This window comes from Nitratidesulfovibrio liaohensis (assembly GCF_011682075.1).
GTDB classification, from domain to species: domain Bacteria; phylum Desulfobacterota; class Desulfovibrionia; order Desulfovibrionales; family Desulfovibrionaceae; genus Cupidesulfovibrio; species Cupidesulfovibrio liaohensis.
Genome location: NZ_VSMK01000379.1, coordinates 1 through 2,735 on the forward strand (window position 1 = coordinate 1; position 2,735 = coordinate 2,735).

Here is a 2,735-nt window from a genome sequence, read left to right on the forward strand (position 1 = left end):
CAATGTCCGCCCCGGCCAACCCAGCCCCGCGCATCAGATCGCGCAGGGCGGCATCGCCGGGCAGGGCGTCGGCGGCCACGGCGGGGTGCCCGCCATGATGGCGGGCCAGTTCCGCCCGGCTCAACAGGTGGGCCACGATCACCTCTCCACCGGGCCGGGTTACCCGGACCATCTCGCGCATGGCCTGCGCCTTGTCCGCAAAGTGGGGAAAGGCCGCAAAGCAGATCACGTGGTCGAACGCGCCGTCGCGCGCCGGAATGCGCATGGCCGTGGCCTGCACGCACAGCCCGCGCGCGCCGGGTTCCTTGCAACCTGCCCGGCGCACCATCTCGTACGAGACATCAAAGGACAGGATGCGCCCCCCTTCGCCCACCGCCTCGCGCAGGTAGGGAATGAGCACCCCCGTGCCGGTGCCCATGTCCAGCACGTCGGCCCCCGGCAGGATGCCGAAGCCGCGAGCCAGTTCCGCCAGCCGCTCCCGCGTGGCCGGGGGGTAGCAGCGCTCTTCCCAGGTGTCGGCGCGCTCGTCGAAAAACAGCGCGCGCGGATCACGGCATACCGCCATGTCCGCTCCGTGTACCGCATGCGAATGCTGCGATGCCATGCCGGTTCCCGCTCCGTTGCGCCCCATGGGCGCGGTTGCATGTCCGCGTGGCCGGGCGCAAGCCCTTCCGGCCTTTCACCCGGTGAAACTGCGTGACGCCCGACCGGTCTCCGATGCACAGGCGGCGGGGGAAACGGCATGCCGCCTCCCCCGCCGTCATGATGACTAGAAGGTCACGCTGGCCCCGACAGTGACGCTGGACCCCGGCATGCGATAGCCGGGCCGGTATTCGTAGTCGGAGTCGGTGATGTTTTCGAGCGCCAGGAACAGTTCGGCCTCGGTGATGCCCCACTCCTTGTAGTCGAACAGATAGGAAAGCCGCCCGTTGACCACGTGATAGGCGTCCACCGTTTCGGTGTTCACCGCGTTGTCGAAGCGCGACTGGCTGCGCACCTGCTCTTCCGTCACGTACTGCGCGTCCAGGCTGAGCCGGAAATGCGTGAGGAACCGCCAGTTCAGGCCAGCGCTAAGGGTCCATTCCGGCGCGTAGGGCAGGTCGGAAGGGAAGGTATCGAGCCAGGTGGAACCCACGTACAACGAAAGGTCGGGCAGGGGGGTGTAGGTGATGGTGGCCTCCACCCCCTGAATCTGGAACGATTCCACGTTCTCGAAGCGCATGCGCGGGGGCGGTGCGCTGCCCACGACGACATACCGGTCGGACCCGTCTTCCCAGAACGCGGTGACCCCGGCCTTGACCTTGCTCCAAAGCTTCTGGCTTATGCCCACCTCGAAATGGTCGAGCAGTTCGGGATCGAGATCCTTCCAGTCTTCGCGGTAGGGCCCGTTGGCGATGCCCGCGATGGAATTCTGGGAAAACACAGCCACGTCCAGGCCGGGGTAGCTTACCCCGCGCGCATAGCTGGCATGCACTTCCGTGTCCTTGTACCCCAGCACCAGCCCGGCATGCGGCGCAAGCTGGTCGCCGAACTCGTCGTGGGTGTAATAGCGCGTGCCCGCAGAAGGAATGGCGTAGAACCCGCCGCGGTCACCGAACATGTGACTGACGGCCACGTACGGCGAGAACAGGGTGAAGTCGGTGCGCTCGAACTCGCGCGTGGTGTCGTTGTAGTATTCGAAGACGGATTTGCCGCTCATGACGTCGTAGTCGAAGCCGGTCACCACCTCGCCGCCCTCCCACGCCCGAAAGGCCTCGCGGGCGCGCACGCCGTAGGTGTCCCAGTCGCTGATGGTCACGTCGGTGGACGTCGGACTTGTGTACACCTGCCCCGCCCAGTTGGCGTAGCCGTTGTTCCAGTACAGCTTCAGGTGGCCGCTGGCGTCCTTGTAGTCGTTGGACAGGGTGATGACGTTGAGCACGTCATCGGTGGAAAAGCGCCCGTCGTTGGTGGTGCCTTCGCTGCTGCCCGGATCGCGGGCCACGTTGCGGCTCATGTTGGCGAACCACGAGACGTTCCAGTTCTCGTACAGGTCCTGGCCCAGGCGGGCGAAGTAGTTTTCCAACTGGCCGTCGGAATGCTCGCGATGGCCGTCGGACAGGCGCAGGCTCTGGCCGAAATAGTAGTCCGTGCCGCCCTGCTTGCCGCCGTGCTCCACCCCCTGGGTGAAGGTGTTGTAGCTGCCGTACGAAGTGAACAGCCGGGTGCGGAAGCCTTCCTCGGTCATGCGCTTGGGAATCACGTCGATGGCCGAGAAGCCGTTGCCGAATTCCGTGGGCTGCACGCCCTTGTATACCCGGATGGACTGCGCCGGGTCCATGGGCAGGATGTCCAGCAGGGGATGGCTGTACACCGGGTTGTAACGCGGCACCCCATCGTACAGGGTGGCGATTTCACTGCCTGGGCGGCTGGACCCCATGCCCCGGACAAACACCCCGCCGCCTTCGGCGCCGCCGAAGGAACCCACCTGATTGTAGCGCGAAATGTTCACGCCGGGGGTGCGCCGCAGGGCCGACGACATGTCCTGCGCGTTGAGGTCGCTGATCTGATCCTGGGTGACTTCGGTGTACTGGCCGCCGTAGCGGGTGGTTTCGTTACCCTCGATGATGGGGGTGGAAACCACCACCTCCTCTTCGAGCGTGGCGGGCTGCTCGTCCGCCGCCCGGGCCGTCGCCGGCCCGGCCAGCGTCATCGCCAGCGTCATCGCCAGCGTCATCGCCAGGGCCTGGGCCGCC

At 66.2% G+C, this 2,735-nt stretch carries 2 protein-coding genes; both read right to left on the reverse strand.

Annotated features, from left to right (window positions below):
• On the reverse strand, positions 1 to 565 hold a 565-nt coding region (locus FVW27_RS12580; RefSeq protein ID WP_243838419.1), incomplete at its 3' end, for a class I SAM-dependent methyltransferase.
• A gap of 204 nt (positions 566 to 769) precedes the next feature.
• Positions 770 to 2,716, reverse strand: a complete 1,947-nt coding sequence (locus FVW27_RS12585; RefSeq protein ID WP_167125636.1) for a TonB-dependent receptor — start codon at positions 2,714 to 2,716, stop codon at positions 770 to 772.
• Positions 2,717 to 2,735 lie beyond the last annotated feature (19 nt).

What these genes read in the sequence shown, in the direction of transcription:
- FVW27_RS12585 (WP_167125636.1), bottom strand. Translation starts at nt 2,716, where the DNA reads ATGACGCTGGCGATGACGCTGGCGATGACGCTGGCCGGGCCGGCGACG.